Origin of the sequence: Brevundimonas sp. (assembly GCF_027484365.1) — a bacterium.
Lineage (GTDB): Bacteria > Pseudomonadota > Alphaproteobacteria > Caulobacterales > Caulobacteraceae > Brevundimonas.
Window position 1 is genome coordinate 1 of sequence record NZ_JAIXTC010000021.1, and the last position, 16542, is coordinate 16542.

At 64.7% G+C, this 16542-nt stretch carries 13 protein-coding genes and 1 pseudogene; 6 read left to right on the top strand and 8 right to left on the bottom strand.

What is annotated here, in order from left to right; all coding sequences use genetic code 11:
- Nucleotides 1-2791 (bottom strand): putative Ig domain-containing protein (locus Q0044_RS10725; RefSeq protein WP_298162140.1); only part of this gene is annotated, 2791 nt, incomplete at its 3' end.
- Between the two features lie 680 nt (nt 2792-3471).
- A complete protein-coding gene (locus tag Q0044_RS10730) occupies nt 3472-4536 on the bottom strand; it encodes a TerC family protein (protein WP_298162141.1) in 1065 nt (354 codons plus the stop codon).
- Nucleotides 4537-5034: 498 nt separating this feature from the next.
- Between Q0044_RS10730 and Q0044_RS10735 the strand changes: the two genes are divergently transcribed.
- The 4 genes and pseudogenes from Q0044_RS10735 to Q0044_RS10750 form a co-directional block, all read left to right on the top strand.
- Entirely contained in the window at nt 5035-5220 is a 186-nt protein-coding gene (locus Q0044_RS10735) for an HP1242/YdcH family protein (protein WP_298162142.1), read from the top strand.
- A 97-nt stretch (nt 5221-5317) separates the two neighbouring features.
- Nucleotides 5318-5788 carry a tellurite resistance TerB family protein gene (locus Q0044_RS10740; RefSeq protein ID WP_298162143.1) on the top strand — a complete coding sequence of 157 codons (471 nt, stop codon included), beginning with the start codon at nt 5318-5320 and terminating at the stop codon, nt 5786-5788.
- Nucleotides 5785-5970: a hypothetical protein gene (locus Q0044_RS10745; RefSeq protein ID WP_298162144.1), complete on the top strand. Its 186-nt coding sequence runs from the start codon at nt 5785-5787 to the stop codon at nt 5968-5970. The genes Q0044_RS10740 and Q0044_RS10745 overlap by 4 nt, the downstream gene beginning before the upstream one ends.
- A gap of 154 nt (nt 5971-6124) precedes the next feature.
- A pseudogene (locus Q0044_RS10750) lies at nt 6125-6328 on the top strand (transposase); the annotation flags it as partial.
- Here the strand turns inward: Q0044_RS10750 and Q0044_RS10755 are convergent.
- Complete coding sequence (locus Q0044_RS10755) at nt 6321-7982, bottom strand: MFS transporter (RefSeq protein ID WP_298162145.1); 1662 nt, start codon at nt 7980-7982, stop codon at nt 6321-6323. The pseudogene Q0044_RS10750 and the gene Q0044_RS10755 sit on opposite strands and share 8 nt — an antisense overlap.
- Before the next feature lie 5 nt (nt 7983-7987).
- Entirely contained in the window at nt 7988-8896 is a 909-nt protein-coding gene (locus Q0044_RS10760; protein WP_298162146.1) for an ROK family protein, read from the bottom strand.
- Nucleotides 8897-8953: 57 nt separating this feature from the next.
- On the opposite strand from Q0044_RS10760, the gene Q0044_RS10765 reads away from it, so the two are divergent.
- Entirely contained in the window at nt 8954-9142 is a 189-nt protein-coding gene (locus tag Q0044_RS10765) for a substrate-binding domain-containing protein (protein ID WP_298162148.1), read from the top strand.
- Nucleotides 9143-9572: 430 nt separating this feature from the next.
- Here the strand turns inward: Q0044_RS10765 and Q0044_RS10770 are convergent, their stop codons facing one another.
- Both Q0044_RS10770 and Q0044_RS10775 read right to left on the bottom strand, forming a co-directional pair.
- A complete protein-coding gene (locus tag Q0044_RS10770; RefSeq protein ID WP_298162149.1) occupies nt 9573-10496 on the bottom strand; it encodes a hypothetical protein in 924 nt (307 codons plus the stop codon).
- Nucleotides 10497-10735: 239 nt separating this feature from the next.
- Nucleotides 10736-11665, bottom strand: coding sequence for a phosphodiester glycosidase family protein (locus Q0044_RS10775; RefSeq protein WP_298162150.1), 930 nt, complete (start codon nt 11663-11665; stop codon nt 10736-10738).
- Nucleotides 11666-11916: 251 nt separating this feature from the next.
- On the opposite strand from Q0044_RS10775, the gene Q0044_RS10780 reads away from it, so the two are divergent.
- Nucleotides 11917-14469, top strand: coding sequence for a TonB-dependent receptor (locus Q0044_RS10780; protein ID WP_298162152.1), 2553 nt, complete (start codon nt 11917-11919; stop codon nt 14467-14469).
- Nucleotides 14470-14683: 214 nt separating this feature from the next.
- Here Q0044_RS10780 and Q0044_RS10785 read toward each other — a convergent pair whose 3' ends face one another.
- Both Q0044_RS10785 and Q0044_RS10790 read right to left on the bottom strand, forming a co-directional pair.
- Nucleotides 14684-15454 (bottom strand): molybdopterin-binding protein, encoded by a 771-nt coding sequence (locus Q0044_RS10785; protein WP_298162153.1) that lies wholly within the window; start codon nt 15452-15454, stop codon nt 14684-14686.
- Nucleotides 15451-16242 (bottom strand): cytochrome b/b6 domain-containing protein, encoded by a 792-nt coding sequence (locus Q0044_RS10790; protein WP_298162154.1) that lies wholly within the window; start codon nt 16240-16242, stop codon nt 15451-15453. Before Q0044_RS10790 ends, Q0044_RS10785 begins: the two co-directional genes overlap by 4 nt.
- Nucleotides 16243-16542: the final 300 nt, after the last annotated feature.

The following is a 16542-nucleotide window of genomic DNA, read 5'->3' on the forward strand; positions in this document are numbered from 1 at the left end:
CGGTGACCGTAAAGGTCGCCGTCGCCGAGGTCGCGGTGGGCGTACCCGTGATCTGACCGTTCGTGGTGTCGAAGGCCAGTCCCGCGGGCAGTCCCGGCGACACGGCGTAGCTCAGCGTCCCTGTTCCGCCCGCGGCGGTGACGGGGGTGAAGGCGGTCGCCGCCACGCCCTGTGTCAGGATCCGCGACGCCACCGCCTGGACGGTATCCAGCGCCCCGTTGACGGTCAGGCTGAAGGTCTTGGACGAGGTCTGGGCCACAGGCGACGTCTGGTCCGTGACTGTGACGGTATAGGTGGTCGCCGCCGAGGCGGAAGTCGGCGTGCCGGTAATCTGGCCGGTGGTGGTGCTGAACGTCAGCCCCGCTGGAAGTCCAGGCGATACGGCGTAGCTCAGCGTCCCCGTGCCGCCGCCGGCGGTCACCGGGGTGAAGGCGGTGATGGCGGACCCCACAGTCGCCGTGCTGGATGCGACGGCCTGCGTGGTGTTCAGCGGCGGCGCCGCCGGCGGATCGACCGTCAGGCTGAAGGTCTTGGACGAGGTTTGCGCGGTCGGCGTCGTCTGGTCGGTCACCGTGACCGTATAGGTGGTCGTGGCGGAGGCGGACGCCGCCGTGCCGGTGATCTGGCCCGTGGTGGTGCTGAACGACAGACCCGCCGGGAGGCCCGGCGATATGGCATAGGACAGGACGCCCAGACCGCCGCTTCCGGTCACCGGCGTGAAGGGGGTGATCGCCGCGCCGACGCTCACAGTCCGGGACGCCACCGCCTGGGTCGTGGTCAGGGTCGTGTCGGAGAACACATAGGCCGCGCCACTGGAAGACCCGGCATCGTCGCGGGTGATGGCGCCGGTCGCGATCGAGACCCCGTCAATGCTCACGCTACTGCCCAGCCGGTCGCGATCAATGGCGTCGCTGGCGGTCAGGATCTGCTGTTCGGTCCAGACGCCCCCGGCGCGCGTGAAGACGAAGACCGCCCCCCGGGTGATGCCACCGGCAGGATTGGTCGGAGCCCCGATCGCCGCCGTGTCGCCCTGCACGGCGAGCGCATAGCCGAAGTTGGCGTTGTCCGCCACGCTGCTGGGTTGCAGTCGAGCCTGCTGGGACCAGGTCGTTCCGGAGCGGGTGAAGACATAGGCCGTGCCGCGAGCGGCTCCCCCTGCCTCGGCGAAGGGCGCGCCGACGACGACAGTGTCGCCGGACGCGGCGACGAAATAGCCGAAGCGATCGTCAGCATTGGCGTCGCTGGCCTTCAGCTTGGCCTGCTGGGTCCAGATCGTTCCGGAGCGTGTGAAGACATAGGCCGCGCCGGAGAGAGAACCGAGGGAGTCTTCGGAATAGGCGCCCGCGATGACCGTATCTCCGGAAATGGCGACCGAATAGCCGAGGTTGTCGCTGGCCAGTCGGTCAGCGGCCGTCAGTTCAGCCTGCTGGGACCAGACGCCCCCAGACCGGGTGAAGACATAGACGGAGCCGCTGTTGTTTACCCCGCCGTCATCGGCCTGGTGGGCACCGACGACCAGGGTGTCGCCGTCAATATCGAGGTTAATGCCAAAGCGGTCGGTGCCGGTCGCGTCGGTGTTGACCAGCTTGGCCTGCTGCGTCCAGGTCGTGCCCGACCGCGTGAAGACGTAAACCGCACCGGAGTTGCGGCCACTGGTGATCCTCCCTATGGCGCCGACCGCCACGGTGTCCCCCGATATGGCGATCGACGTGCCCAGGGCGTCGTTGAGCTCGGGGGCTTCCGCCGGCACCAGCCTCGCCTGCTGGCTCCACACGCCTCCGGATTTCACGAAGACATAGGCGGCGCCGGTGTCAGTGACCGTGCCGCTTTCGTCCTTCCCGTTGGCCCCGACGACCACGGTGGATCCGGAAATGTCGATCGAATAGCCGAACTGATCGATCGCCGCCGCATCGCTGGCGTTCAGGCGGGCGGCCTGGGTGAAGGTCGGGTCCACGATGATGGGATAGACGGCGTCTCGGGCGTCTACATCCACGGTGATCGTGTCGCCCAGGCCGCGCATGGCGGCAGGCAGTTTGCGCCCCGTGGCGTCCTTGACGATCAGGCCCGCGTAGCGAAGGCGGGCGCTCTTGTCCGCGTTGTTCAGGCGGATGTCATCGCCGTCCTGCTCGGCGATGAAGCCCCCGCCGACCTCCATCATGAATCTCAGGCTTTCGCTGGCCCCATCCGGCGCTTCCGCCACGTCGAAGCCCTGTTCGATTCCGCCGGGGCGATTGATGTACCACTCGGTGACGTTTCCGCGCCGGAACTCGACGCGCTCGCCATTTTGAACGGGAGAAGCCGTCGACAACGGCTCGAGCGACTCGGGCGCGCCATAGGCCGCGAGACGAACCGGCAGGCGCCAGTCCCTATCCTTGCCCCCCGCAAGAGCGAAGCCGTCCTCATTGAAATGAGCGACATAGTCCTGTCGGGGGTTGGCCGCCCGTAGCGCGGTGGAGGCTGCGTCAGGGCGATCAGCTACAGGCGTCGGCGTGTAGATCGCCTCGGCCAACAGTCCCTCGATCTGCGCCCTGTCAGAGGATGACAGCGCGTCGCCGCCCGCCAGGCGGACGGCCGGCCGGTCAAGCTTTTCCGACGGAGAAGGCGTCGGTCGTTCTGTCGTCGGGCTGGAATTCGCGGCTGTCGAAAACAGGACGCCGGACGCGGGAATGGCGGCCGGCTCGACCCTCGCCTCTTGAGGCAGTGCGGTGGCCAGAGCGATTGCAAGCGCGAAAGCTGCAAGCCCTCCGACAGCGGTGACGAGACGGACCTTGACCACTGAAAGAGGCAACATGAACGAGTTCCACCGAACGCGCTTTGCGCGAACCCGCGTATGGAGGCCGAAACGTCAGCGTCGGCGCAATGCTGCGGCAAGAATTCGCAATCGCGGCCAAACTCTTTGATGGGCTCGACGTCTTCACCGGACAGCTCACCGATTACATCAGCGTTAGTGCCGTCAGCTCAGTCCAACAGCGCACAACAGATGAGAACCGACACAAATTCGGGAAGCGAACTCGTATGTCGGCGCAGGCGTCTTTCGACCCTGATGAACTTATCGTACCTGAGATCGCTTGATCAGATGTTCCTTCGGCGCTTGTAGTTTATCAACGATTAAACAACAGACGGTATAGCGCCGAAACTGATTAACTCTGTATCCATGCGCTCACTGCCAATGCTTCGCCACCCGCTCCGAGGCGTCGGCGATGCGGCGGAGCGGGCCGCTTGCCTTTGAGGATGCCGACGACTTACGGACCGAACCTGATGGTCCAGCATCGGATTGTTCCATCGCTCAGGTCGCGGAAACGGACCGTGAAACGGCATGGAGCCGCTCCCCCACCCCGGCGGATGACGCCTGAACGAGCGCGGCGGCACGGCGCCAGCCTCCCCTGACGCCGCCCCCCCCCCGGCCAGCCTCAACCGGTGACCCGTTCGCGCCGGACCGAAAGAAGCTTCGTGGCGCCCAACAGATCGGGTTTATCGCCCGTCCTTGCCGTAGCCGGTCTTGATCCAGGAATAGAGCATCGAGCCGCCAATCAGGCCCAGGGTCGCGATCAGCGACCACTGCGGCTCGAGATAGGGCACCAGCGCCTCGCCAGTCAGGTCCTTCCAGGCCTTGTAGAGGCCGAAGTTCCAGATGATCTTGACCCCGATCAGGACCAGCACCATCGACAATCCGTACTTCAGATACTTGAAGCGGGCGACGGCTTCGGCGAGCATGAAGTACATCGACCGCAGGCCCAGGATCGCGAAGATGTTGGATGTGTAGACGATGAAGGGGTCTTTCGTGACGGCGAAGATCGCGGGCACGGAATCGACCGCGAAGATGACGTCGACCACCTCGACCATGACCAGGGCCAGGAACAGCGGGGTCGCGAACAGGACCAGCCGCCCCGTACCTTTGGGATCGGGCTTTTTGACGAAGAAGTTGTGGTTGTCGATGGTGTCGGTGATCCGCATCCGTTTCCTGAGGATTTTCAGGACGGGGTTCTGATTGAGATCCATCTCGTGGTCGCCGCCAAAGATCATCTTCCAGCCTGTGAAGATCAGGAAGGCGGCAAAAATGAACAGCACCCAGGTGAACTCGTTCACGATCGCAGCACCGAGCGATATAAAGATCGCCCTGAAGACGATCGCACCCATAATCCCCCAGAACAGCACACGGTGCTGATACTGGCGGGGCACCGCGAAGAAGGTGAAGATCATCCCGATGACGAAGATGTTGTCGAACGCCAGCGCCGTTTCGAGCAGATAGCCCGTAAAGTATTGAAGCACGGCCTGCTGGTTGAGATTCTCAGCGCTCATATAGTAGCGCGGATCGGGCTCATAGACGAAGTAGACATAGGCCCCGAACGCGATGGCGATCGAGGCGAAGGACGCCCACATGGCCGCCGATTTTTTGGCCGAAACGACCCCGTCCTTGCTGTTCACGACCCCGAGGTCGATCCACAGCAGAAAGCCTATAAAGGCCAGGAAGGCGATCCAGAGCCAGATCGGCTGACCGACATAGGTGGACGCAATAAATGGAAGGGACTCAAGCATCCCGCACCCCCGAATTTTGAAAAGGTGCTGCGTTGCACCATCCATGCGGGGATCCGACATCGCAGCCGACGCCTCGGCTGCCAGAGGGGCCCGGACCCGTGGAGGGGCCGGTAATGAAGTCAGAGCTTCGCCGCGTCAACACCTACTTTAGCGCACGACATGTTATGGTAAGCGTTTTTGTTCGCCTGTCAGTTTATTGCGGTCGTCGCGGCGCACCATCTCTTGTGCATCTGCGCATCAGTATTTTCAGGCTGATCCGGCGATTGATCCGATACGCACATAATACTTATTCATTCGCCGCATAAGAATTTGTTATTGGCGGATTTTGCGGATCCAGAGCATCTTGTCTATGCGGCCCGGGCCCCTCTGACGATCGATGGCGATCGTGATGTCGGACCGCATCGGGTGCGCTCGATGACGGGGTCCGGCTTTTGTTTCCCCCCAATCGAACCGACGACTTCGTCGTCGAGCGCTCCCCTTCAGAGAAGGAGAGGCTCCATGTCTAACGTGTTGGCGCATCGGCTACGGGGATTTCATTCCCTGCTCGAGATGGCGTTGAAGGACGAGCGGGCGCGACCGCGCCCCGATGATCGCACCATTGCGGGCATCAAGAAGAAGAAGCTCGCCATCAAGGACCGGCTCGCCGTCTTTGATGGTCGTCAGACGCCGACTGCGTCGCGCTAGTCGCCGAAGGGGTCGGCGGCCACCCCGATCGCCGACCCCGATCGTCCCCGACATCAACATGCGTCGCCGCCCGCCGGCGACCAGACGTGAGGTTCTTATGCCCAGATCAAACAGACTGCTTCAACGACGCGCTTCGATCGACCCGGACGACGTCTGGACCCCCGGCGACATCGTCCAGATGGACGCCGTCGTGGCAGGCTGCGCCATGGTGGCCCAGGCCGACGGCTGGGTCACGCCGGAGGAACGCAAGGGCATGATCGATCGAATGCGCAACTCCCCCACCATCGCCTTCTTTGGCGTCGACGACGTGCTTGTCCTGTTCGAGGCGCTGAACCTGCGCTTCGAACGGGATCCGGATGATGGCGAGGCGACGGCGGAGGTGGCCGTCTCACGCCTGCGCGGCCAGTCCGGAGCCTCTCGCGCGCTGATAGAAGCCGCCTGTCTGGTCGCCGAGGCGGACGGGGGCGTTGATGCCGAGGAGCGGGCGGTGATCTTGCGGCTTTGTACGCTCCTCGACCTTGATCCGGCGTCGTTCGACCTGCTGCCGCGTGAAGGAGGGCCACGATGAGGGTCGGCACATCCTCGAATCCCGCTGCATACGCCTGGGCCCTGCAGCTCACCCAAATGACCGGTCGCGTGGCGTCGCATCAGAGCACGCCCACCGATCGTCCCGTCGATCCGCCGAAGGCCATCAGCGATGACGCCGCGATCCGCAGACCCAGCCGCCATACCTTCGACATCCGGGTCTGACCGCGCGTCAGGGCCGGGCGAGCTGTCCGTCATCCGTAATGTCGCACACCCGGTTCCACGCCATGCCCCTGAAGGCGGGGGTCACGGCATCTGACCTGCCCCCTTCCTGATCCCTCGGTTTGAGTGAGCGTCCGTCAACCTCAAGGAGACGGAGATGAAGAAGAGCAGGTTCGCCGCGGCGCAGTTCATCGGCGTGCTTCGGGAGCAGGAGGCCGGCAGCCCGACGGCGGAGGTCTGCCGGCGGCACGGGATCAGCGAGCAGACCTTCTATCGGTGGAAGGCCAGATACAGCGGCATGAGCGTCCCGGACGCCCAGAAGCTGAAGGCGCTGGAGGACGAGAACCGGCGGCTCAGGCGTGGATGTCCACGTCCTTGCCTTCCCTGACCAGCAGGAAGCCCAGCGCCGCTGTCGCGATGGCGATGACGATCGGATACCAGAGGCCGTAGTAGATGTTGCCCGTGGCGGCGACCATGGCGAAGGCCGTGGTCGGCAGGAAGCCGCCGAACCAGCCGTTGCCGATGTGATAGGGCAGCGACATCGAGGTGTAGCGGATGTTGGTCGGGAACATCTCAACCAGGGCCGCCGCGATCGGGCCGTAGACCATGGTCACATAGAAGACGAGCACGAACAGGATCGCGATGACCAGCGGCTTGTTCACAAGGGCGCTGTCAGCCTTGGCAGGATAGCCGGCGGCCTTGAGGGCCTCGCCCAACCCCTTTTCCCAGTCTGTGCGGGCCGTCTTGAAATCGGCCGGAGGCATGGTCTCGCCGCGGAAGCTCTGAACGGTTGTTCCACCGATACGGACCTCGGCCACCGTCCCTGCGGGAGCGGCGACGTTTTCGTAGGTGACGCCCGCCTTGGCCAGCCAGGACTTGGCAAGGTCGCAGGACGTGTTGAACACCGTCTTGCCGATCGGGTCGAACTGGACCGAACAGTCGGCGGGGTCGGCATAGACCGAGACCGGAGCCGAAGCCGTGGCCGCCGCCAGTTGCGGATTGGCCGCGCCAGTCAGGGCATGGAATAGCGGGAAATAGGTCAGGGCCGCGATCAGGCAGCCGCCCAGTATGATCGGCTTCCGGCCGACCTTGTCCGACAGCCAGCCCCAGAAGACGAAGAAGGGGGTGGCCAGCAGCAGGGCCGCGGCGATCATCATATTGGCCAGCGCGCCATCGACCTTGAGCACACGCTCAAGGAAGAAAAGGGCGTAGAACTGGCCCGTGTACCAGACCACAGCCTGACCGGCCGCCAAACCGACCAGGGCGATGAGCACCAGCTTCAGATTCGGCCATTTGCCGAAGGAGTCCTTCAGGGGGGTCTTCGACGCCTTGCCCTCGTCCTTCATGCGCTGGAAGGCGGGGCTCTCGGCCAGCTTCAGCCGGATCAGCAGCGACACGCCCAGCATCAGGATCGAGAGCAGGAAGGGAATGCGCCAGCCCCAGTCGAGGAAGGCCGCCTCCCCCACTGCGAACCGCACGCCGAGGATCACCAGCAACGAGATCATCAGCCCGGCCGTGGCCGTGATCTGGATGAAGGAGGTGTAGAAGCCGCGTTTGCCCGGAGGCGCATGCTCGGCGACATAGGTCGCGGCCCCGCCATACTCTCCGCCCAGGGCCAGCCCCTGGATCAGCCGCATCAGCACCAGGATGATCGGCGCGGCGATGCCGATGGCGGCGTAGTTGGGCAACAGACCGACCACGAAGGTCGACAGACCCATCAGCAACATGGTCACGAGGAAGGTGTTCTTGCGCCCCCACAGGTCGCCCAGCCGCCCGAACACGATGGCCCCGAAAGGCCGCACCGCGAACCCGGCGGCAAACGCCATCAGGGCGAAGATATAGCCCGTCGTCTCGTTCACGCCCGAGAAGAACTGGGTCGTGATGATCGCGGCCAGGGAGCCGTACAGATAGAAGTCGTACCATTCGATCACCGTCCCGACCGACGAGGCCAGGATCACCAGCCGGTCGTCCTTGCCGATGCGGGTGTCGGGCGTTCCAGCACGGGTATCGGTCATAAAGGTCAGCCTCGCGGTGAAGGTGGATTGGCGCTGGCAACGGCAGCGATGGCGATTGCGCCCAGAACGCCGGATCGACCACCAAGGCCGGGACCGACGAGATAGTCGGCGATGGCGTCGGCATCGTCCAGATGTTTGAGGTAGCCGCCCAGTTCCGGCTTCAGCCGGGCCCGCGCGCGATTCAGCAGGGCGGGCATGCCGCCGACGCCGCCGCCGATGACGATGCGCTGGGGCGCGAGCACATAGGTCAGGCTCGCCGCCATCTGGGCCAGATATTCGGCGACCAGTTCCCAGACGGGATCGTCGCTCAAGAGGGTCTCTCCGGGACGGCCAATCCGCGCGGCGATGGCCGGACCGCTGATCAGACCCTCCAGGCAGCCGCCATGGAAGGGGCAGGCGCCCGCAAAGGGATCGCGCGCCGGATCGCGGCGCATCGGCAGATGCCCGGCTTCCGGATGCAGGACGCCGTGCACCAGCGCGCCGTTGGCGACAATGCCCATGCCGACCCCTGTCCCGACCGTGACGTACACATGGTCGGACAGCCCCTGGCAGGCGCCCCATCGTCCTTCGGCCAAGGCCGCACCCCCGACGTCGGTCGCCAGGCCGATCGGCACGCCGAACCGTCTCAGGGGATCCAGAATGTCAGCCCCTGACCACCCCGCCTTGGGGGTCGCCAGGATGCGCCCAAAATCGGCATTCGTCCGGTCGAGCCCGACCGGGCCGAAACTGGCCACGCCGATGGTGTCAAAGCCCTGTTCGGAGAACCCCGCTTCGAGAACCGCCTCCACCCGTCGCAGGGTCTCGGCCGGGGTCGTGGTCGCAATGCGGATCGGCTCGGACAGGTCGCCCGGCCCCTGACCGAAGGCGACCACGACCTTGGTGCCCCCGAACTCAATTCCCGCAAATCTCCTCATTGGGCGGCAACCCACCAGAAGACCTCTTAGGGCGCAAGACGGAGCGGACCCGGCGAGGTGTCAGTGATCGGGTTCGACGACCTGCCCTTCGCCGAACATGCCCATCCTCGCCTGACCACGGTTCACCAGGACCTGAAGCGCGGAGCTGCCGCCCTCGTGGAATTCCTCTTCCGCCAACTGGACGGCGAAGAGACCTCATCGGCGATTCTTCCGGTCACGATCATCGGACTGGAATCGTCCGTCTGACGGAACTTGTGAATAGCTGAGCCGGCGTCCGGCACCTGACCTAGTGCCGTCAGATCAACTTCGGCCTGACTTCAGGCAGGCCCCCTCGCCCGCCCATGGCACAGCTGCGTTCCACGCTTGACGTGCCGCTGATCAGAACAGCTTCATCCCTGGTCGGGAGCCCAAACGCCGCTGCATGCAGCAGGTGCTGTAGTCGGCGGCGGGTGCGGGCAGGAACCGCTGCTCCGGAAGCTGAGACGTGTGAACTCGGCTCCCGCCGGTGAATCGGTCGATGCGATTTCTCAATCCGGTCGTTTTCTCTGAGCCGACCTGGGTGGTGCAACGCGGTGAGACCGGATGCATCACCGCAAAGACATGGGTTCCAAATGCGTCACCGCATCTACGCCACCCGAGACTCTGACGGGCCGGCCCGCGGTGGACCTTGTCGCCTTCAGCGGTTCAGCGGCAATGGCGGCACATGGGTTTGAACGACAGCCCGACCCGACGCGATCGACCAGATCTCCCGGTCGGCCGTCCGGTCCCACGCCCAGCCCTGGCCCTCGAACTCGACATTGACGGTGGCGACATGGCGCAGGACCGACCCGGCCTCTGGCAGGGCGAGGACATACAGTTCCTTGGCGTCGTGCCCCGAAACATACAGCAGCCCGTCGTCGCCCCAACCTCCGCCCGAACTGGACGTCGGGGCGAACCGTTCCAGCACCGACGGCGGAAACACCCAGCTTTCCATACGCCGCCACTCGTCGTCGAACTTCACCAGTGTCGTGGTGGTGTGGTCACGGCCCGGCTGGCCGCCGCGCTGGTCATAGTTGGCGAACAGGGCCCACCAGGCGCCATCCTTGCGGTCGACCCAGGTCAGCGACCCGATCTGTTCGCCGAGGCTGATGCTGTCGATGTGGGCCAGGGTGTCCGGATCGAACACCTCGACCGAAGAGACCATCGGCACATGCGGAAAGTTCGAATGGCCGCACATCAACCTGCCCTCCAGCACGGCGCAGGCATTGAGATGGATGAACAGGGTCCGGTCGCCCGCCCATTCCGCCAGCTTCGCGCCATCCGACTTGGCGTACTTGCCGATACGGGTGTTGACCACGGCATAGAAGACATCGCCTGCCGCCGCTGCGCCCTGGCCCGCCTCCATGATACCGGGATAACGCCGTAACTCGACCGAGCCGAACGTCGGCGGGGCCGGCGGTTGCGGGATGGGCCGCTCCTGTTGGCGAGGATAGCTGGCGAGCGGCGGAATCGGCCGTGGTTCGGCGGGCTGGGCGACCGTCGGGCGGTCCTGGCCGCGCGCGGCAGCGGTGCCCAGGGCGAAGACGGCCAGGGCCGTGGCGGCCAGAATGAGTCTGGGCATCGGCGTCTCCAATCCCCTCCCTCGAGGGAAGGCAAGGCTGGGGCGAGAAAGGGGTTCACCGCACCCGCCGGCACCAGCCTGACCCCCACTCTTCAGTACCGCCTAGGCTCCAGCCGTGACGAGGTCTCGTCAGACTCAGCGCAGTTTCGAGACAGCCTTGCGAACAATTTACAGGCCGCCCGAACGGCGAACGGTTTCAGACCCGTCCGCTCCGGTTCGTTCAGATCAGGGGAGCCGGCTCAGGGCTGGATCGCATCAGAACGCGGACGCGCGCGGACGCCCAGATGATTGGCCGAGGGACGTTCCCGGCCCGGCACGGCGGTGTGGATCGGACGGTTCAACACAACGGGTCCATTCGCAGACTCGACCACCATGGTCGTGGATCCGCCACCGTCCAGATTGATCGCGTCACTGGCTCCCAAAGCGACCAGAATGTCGGTCAGTTCGTCGAGACTGGCGCCTTCGCTGAAACCCGGCTGGCGTCCATCCACGGTCACAAGCCAGGCGAGCCGACGGCGGGCATCGAGTCCGACGGCGGTCCGGGGGTGACGGGCTGCCCCATAGGCGGCGTCAAAGGACTCATAGGACAGACGCTGGCCGTCCCTCAGAAGCCGCGGACCGGCCGCCATGGCCTCACGCACCCCCGGGCCGCACTCCTGGCCATCCCGGATCACCACCTCGGCCTCACGCCAGATACACAGGATGGCGTTGACCCGCCGGTCGAGGTCCGTTTCGATCGGGGACACAACCCGCCCGTCATGGATCGCGGCCCCGGAGACATCCGTCCCCTGACCCGGTTGGGGGATATAGTCATCTCCTCCGGGCGAGCCCCCTGCGAAGGGCAGGAAGTAGCCTCCATTGACGGCCGCCTGCCAGTCCTGGGCCATGAGCGCCTCGGATGTTTTCAGCGCCCGGTATTCGTGGCCATCGCTGGAATCGCCAGGGGTGACAATCAGCGACACGCCCGGAGCCGTCAGGTCGATCTGGAGCACCTGTATCGCCATCGGGACCGGCCCTGGCGCAGGCAGGGTCCGATGTGACACGCCATCAAACAGGGCGACCCAGGGCGCAGGATCCGGATGGGCCATCGAGAGGGTGCCGCACGCAGAGATGGCGCAGGATGCAGCGGCAATAATGGCTCTCGCAAGAATGGTGGACGAACTAATCATTACATCCTCAGTATTCAGACCAATATTCACAGGATCGCAGCATCACAGGATTCTGGACGCTCCTTCTATTGCTTCTGACGCTGCCTGTCTCGGCCTGCCCGTGCAACGCCTATGTCTATTCGTAAAAAATTCGTTAACTCACTATCTAAACTTCTCCTAACGGATGCGCCGTTGTTGTCAGTCGCTGCGACGACATCGCCCCGACGCAGGCGCCTTGCTGAACAGCGCAAGCCTGCAGGGGGAATATTTCCATGACGTCTTCGCTTCGCGCCCTCCTCATGCTGATGAGCAGCTCGATCGCCTTGTCGGCTGTTGCCGGACAGGCCTTTGCGCAGTCGGCCGCCGCCGACCAGCATGCCACTGACGTCGAGGAGATCGTCGTTGTCGGCTATCGCGCCCAGAACGCACAGGCGATCCTTGCGCGTCGTCAGGATGAGCGGATCGCCGACTATCTCGCGGCCGACGATATCGGCAGCCAGCCCGACTACAACATCTCCGATGCGATCCGTCGCCTGCCCGGCGTCCAGACGGTGTTCGATGAAGACGAAGGCAAATTCGTCTCGATCCGCGGCCTTAACCCCAGCTACACCCTGGGTGCCTTCGATGGGGCGACCCTGGCGACCTCCGAACGCTCGAACCGCCAACTGAACATGGAGGCAATCCCCTCCGGTGCGATCCGCCAGGTCGTGGTCACCAAGTCCCGGACGCCCGATGTCGACGGCAATGCGATCGGCGGCACGCTGAACCTGATCACGCGCTCCCCGTTCGATTCGCCGGGCTTCTATCTCGCAGGCACAGCCTCGGGCGGCATCTCCTCCGACACCGTCGTCCCGGGTGAAGGTTTTGGCCGCGACTATGACGATGCGCCGAACTGGCGCTTCGATGCGACCATGTCGCAACGTTTTGGCAGCAGCGGCGAATTCGGCGTCCTTCTCGGCCTCAACTATCTTCAGCGCAACCGCGACCAGGAAAGGCTCCTGCCGCAGCAGGTCCAGCCCTCCATTTCCGCGACTCCGACGCCCGTGGGGGCCCCGGCGGCTGCGGCGGCCCAGACGGATTTGCTGTGGTCGACCTATCCGAACACCATTGAACGGCTCGGCGGCATCCTGAAGCTGGAATGGGAGCCGATGTCCGGCCTGCGGACGGGCGTTTCGTTCGTTCACTACGTCCAGAACGACAACGAGCTGCGCCATTCGCAGCGACTGCGCAACGGGACCGGCGGCAACGCCAGCTTCGTCCGTTTCAACGATTTTCCGCTCGAGAAGCCCACCACGGTGGGCCAGTTCTTCATCGACTGGACCCCGGACGAGGATCAGACCCTGGCCTTCCGGGCCTCCTATTCCGAAGCCCAATTCCTGGAAGCGTCCAACCAGCTTCAGTTCAACCTGACGGGTCCTGCGGCGACGTTCGATGTGGGCCTCCAGGGCCGGGTGCCGGTCGCGACCAACCTTGACCCACGCCTTTCGAACCCGGCCAGCTACACCCTGCTGAACAACGCCTTCACGCCCTATGAGGACGACAGCGACGAATATGTCCGCGAAGTCGCCTTCGACTACGGCCGCAATACCGAGCGCGGCGACATGGGTCTGGGGATTGGCCTCGGCGCCAAGGTCCGCGAGATCATCCGCGACAACGACTCGACCACCTGGAACTGGGTCTATACAGGCGCGCCCCTGTCGCTCGGCCAGTTCGCGGTCCCGACGAACTACAGGCCGCCGTTCGGCAGCTTCAACCAGATCTTCATCGACTTCGACGCCTTCAACGCCTTCTTCAACAGCAATCGCGCCAGTTTCACGGGCGGGCGCAACGAGAACCGGCAGGCCGACTGGCTGTTTGAAGAGGACGTCACCGCCCTCTACGGCCTCGTGCGCCACGCAGGCTCGCGTCACACCCTGATCCTCGGCGGTCGCTACGAGGACACGGAAACCTCGGTCGAACGCAACCGCACCCAGGGCACGGCCCAGTCGCGCGTGACCCGTGACGGCCAATACGACCACTTCCTCCCGTCGATCACCCTCCTTTATGATCTCACGGACTCACTGCGACTGCGCGCAGGCGCGGCCCGCGCGGTGGGACGCCCCAACCCCAGCCAGCTCGCCTCGGGCGAAACCGTCAATCAGACCACCGGGGCCATCAACCGTGGCAACCCGGACCTGCTCGCCCGCGAAGGCGACAGCTATGAAGCCTCTCTGGAATACTACATGCCCGGCAATGTCGGCGTGTTCTCGGTCGGCGTCTTCCGCAAGGAGATCAAGAACGAGATCGTCACCCGTCTGACCGTCGCCGGCGGCCCCAACGGCGAGGACGTGACGCAGCCCGTCAATGCCACAAGGGCAGACGTCCAGGGCCTCGAGCTCAACGCCGTCATCAACAACCTGCCCCTGCCGGGCTGGTTGTCGAACTTCGGCGTGTCTGCCAACGCCTCCTTCATCGACGGCAGTTTCGATACGGGCGGCGCGCGCGGCACGGTCGACGTGCTGCAAGGCCAGGCCGACACCCTCGCCAATCTCGCCCTCTTCTATGAGCAGGGTCCGTTCCGTGCCCGCGCCGCCTACGCCTATGTCGGCGAAGCCTTCACCAGTGTCAGCGCGACCGACCTGACCGGTGTGACGGATCGCTATGACGCGGCGACCAGCACCCTGGACCTCCAGGCGCGCTATACGATCAATGATCGCTTCGAACTGATCGGAGAGGTTCGCAACGCGACCAACGAAGAAAAGATCAACTACACCGGAAACGACATCTATCGGGACGTGTCCTTCTACGGGCGTCAGTTCTGGATCGGCACCACGTTCGGGTTCTAGGCCGCGCAAGCGTTGGCAACTGGGCTCCGGGCCGGGCTGGAGGGTTCGGTCAGGACAACCTCGCCAAACTGAAGTGGCCCTGACGTGACACGGTTGCAGGCAACCACGGCCGCCGAGGCGGCCGTCGCTGGTGCTCGTCCCGGGATCGACCTGCTGGTTATGCAGCAGGCGCGTCAGCAGGCTCAATGTGGCACCGGTGTCCCTCCGCGGCCCCTCAGATTCCGGCGTACCACTCGTATCCGCGATCGGGCCAATAGCCCCCATTGCCGCCCTGGATGTCGGCGAAGCTGGCGACCGCCTCGATCCGACGGATGTATTTGGCCTGTTTGTAGCCCAGCTGCCGCTCGACCCGCAGCCTCAGCGGCGCCCCGTGGGGCACGCCCAGAACCTCACCGTTCATGTCATAGGCCAGAAGGGTCTGGGGGTGGCGGGCGTCGACCAGGTCGATGCTCTCGTAATAGCGCGGCCCGTCCTCCGTCTGGGTCAGGGCGTCGAAACAGTGGAAGACGATGTATTTCGCCTCGGGCTTCAGCCCCGCCTCGTCGAGCAGGGTCTCCAGCCGGACCCCAGTCCACTGGCCGATCGCCGTCCAGCCTTCCACGCAGTCATGCTTGGTGATCTGGGTCCTCGCAGGGCGCGTGCGCAACTCGGCCAGCGACAGCGACAGGGGCCGTTCGACCAGTCCGCCGATCTCCAGCCGGTAGTCGGCGAAATCCGCGTCCCTCAGCGCCACATAGTCCGACGCTGCCGGATCGATCGATCCGTTCGGCTTGAAGTCCGGACTGATCTCGGAGACGTCGTATTCGGGCGCCAGGGCCTCGCGTGGCACCAGCAGACGCTGGGACCGGCGCGTCAGCGCCTCGGCGGACACCTTCAGCCGCTCACTGAACGACACGCCGCGTTCGCAGGCGGCAAGGGCCATCACGCCGGCGGTCGCCAGGACCCGACCCAGCCAGGTTCGACGGTTCATCGCAGGCGCGCTCATTTGGGTTCTCCATCAGCGGGAGTGGTCGGCTCGAGCACGAACCAGCCTGTGATCATAGCCCGCATGTTGTTGTAGAACCCGGTCCAGATCACCAGGCCCACGTGGATGACGATGAAGCCCACGATCAGTCCTGCCGAGATGAAATGCAGCGTCCGCGCCGACTGCCGTCCGCCCATGATCTCCAGAAGAATGCCGCCGATCGCGTTGAAGCCCGGCGACATCGAAAGGCCCGTGATCAGCATCATGGGAAGGATCACGAGGATCATCGTCACATAGGTCAGCTTCTGGATGACGTTGTAGGTCCGGGCTTCCTCATCCTTCGGGAAGTGAAACCGGGCGTGTTCCTTCACCGAAGGCCAGAACCCCTTCAGGTCCATTCCGGTCGGCCAGAGCCGCCGCCCGAACCGGCGGGTGATGAAGCCATAGGCGAGGTAGATCAGACCGTTGATGACAAACAACCAGGCAAAGAAGAAGTGCCAGTGCCGCGCTTCCGCCAAGTTGCGGCCCTGCGGGATCAGAAGCCAGTTCGGGATCGTGGGAATGCTCAGCCACGGGTCGGCAAAGTTGGTGCGCACGCCCCAGTCGAGATGAGGGTGGGCAAGCAGGATGTTCAGCCCGCTCATGATCAACACCACGACGGCCACGACGTTCAGCCAGTGGCTGATCCGGACCAGCACAGGGTGGCGCCAGGTGTCGGTGCGTCCGCCGGGCAGGGGCCGGTCTGCAGGTCCCGGGCTCGGCATCTCCGGAGCCTCGCCCCCGGCCTCATCGAATGGACGGTCAGTCATGCAGTTCCCCCCGACAGCCTGCGGACGGTCTCACGATCCGACCGGCGCGCAAACCGCCATTTCCGGTGGTTTCGATCCAGCGGGCAGAAAGGTTACACGGTCGCCTGGTCGGGCAGACTGAAAGATCACCCGCGGCCGCCTCAGGCGGGCATCCTGCGGTCGCTTGTCGGTTTTCGGCTGGCAGGCCGGAAGGGCTCTCCTTCAGACGAACGCCGACGATCCTGCCGTCGTTCTCCGGACGGTTGCCCATACCGCCGGAGATCATCCGCCGGCTGCAAGGCCCCCCTGATTCCTGGTCCG

What these genes read in the sequence shown, in the direction of transcription:
- Q0044_RS10730 (WP_298162141.1), bottom strand. Translation starts at nt 4,536, where the DNA reads ATGCTTGAGTCCCTTCCATTTATTGCGTCCACCTATGTCGGTCAGCCG.
- Q0044_RS10775 (WP_298162150.1), bottom strand. Translation starts at nt 11,665, where the DNA reads ATGATTAGTTCGTCCACCATTCTTGCGAGAGCCATTATTGCCGCTGCA.
- Q0044_RS10780 (WP_298162152.1), top strand. Translation starts at nt 11,917, where the DNA reads ATGACGTCTTCGCTTCGCGCCCTCCTCATGCTGATGAGCAGCTCGATC.
- Q0044_RS10735 (WP_298162142.1), top strand. Translation starts at nt 5,035, where the DNA reads ATGTCTAACGTGTTGGCGCATCGGCTACGGGGATTTCATTCCCTGCTC.
- Q0044_RS10785 (WP_298162153.1), bottom strand. Translation starts at nt 15,454, where the DNA reads ATGAGCGCGCCTGCGATGAACCGTCGAACCTGGCTGGGTCGGGTCCTG.
- Q0044_RS10745 (WP_298162144.1), top strand. Translation starts at nt 5,785, where the DNA reads ATGAGGGTCGGCACATCCTCGAATCCCGCTGCATACGCCTGGGCCCTG.
- Q0044_RS10760 (WP_298162146.1), bottom strand. Translation starts at nt 8,896, where the DNA reads ATGAGGAGATTTGCGGGAATTGAGTTCGGGGGCACCAAGGTCGTGGTC.
- Q0044_RS10755 (WP_298162145.1), bottom strand. Translation starts at nt 7,982, where the DNA reads ATGACCGATACCCGTGCTGGAACGCCCGACACCCGCATCGGCAAGGAC.
- Q0044_RS10790 (WP_298162154.1), bottom strand. Translation starts at nt 16,242, where the DNA reads ATGACTGACCGTCCATTCGATGAGGCCGGGGGCGAGGCTCCGGAGATG.
- Q0044_RS10770 (WP_298162149.1), bottom strand. Translation starts at nt 10,496, where the DNA reads ATGCCCAGACTCATTCTGGCCGCCACGGCCCTGGCCGTCTTCGCCCTG.
- Q0044_RS10740 (WP_298162143.1), top strand. Translation starts at nt 5,318, where the DNA reads ATGCCCAGATCAAACAGACTGCTTCAACGACGCGCTTCGATCGACCCG.